This is a genomic window from Enterobacter sp. KB-280D8 (genome assembly GCF_041399405.1).
GTDB classification, from domain to species: domain Bacteria; phylum Pseudomonadota; class Gammaproteobacteria; order Enterobacterales; family Enterobacteriaceae; genus Enterobacter; species Enterobacter cloacae_N.
In genome coordinates, this window is the sequence record NZ_JBGKEC010000054.1 from 1 (window position 1) to 207 (window position 207).

Annotated in this window: 1 pseudogene; it reads left to right on the plus strand. The window is 51.2% G+C overall.

Annotated elements, in window-relative coordinates:
- Nucleotides 1-207, plus strand: a pseudogene (locus AB8818_RS22990) (Clp protease ClpP); the annotation flags it as partial.

Sequence of the window (207 nt, forward strand, 5' to 3'; positions counted from 1 at the left end):
CCGAAGAAATTGCGGCAATGCTGGAGGACGAAACCTGGATGAACGGCAGCGAGTGCCTTGAACTGGGTTTTGCCGACCAGGTGACACCATCCCTTCAGGCTATGGCCTGTATTCATTCAAAACGTATTGAGGAATTTGAAAAAATGCCAAAAAGCATTCGCAACATGATCACCCCGCCGCGCAACACTACCCAGCGTGACCCGGTTA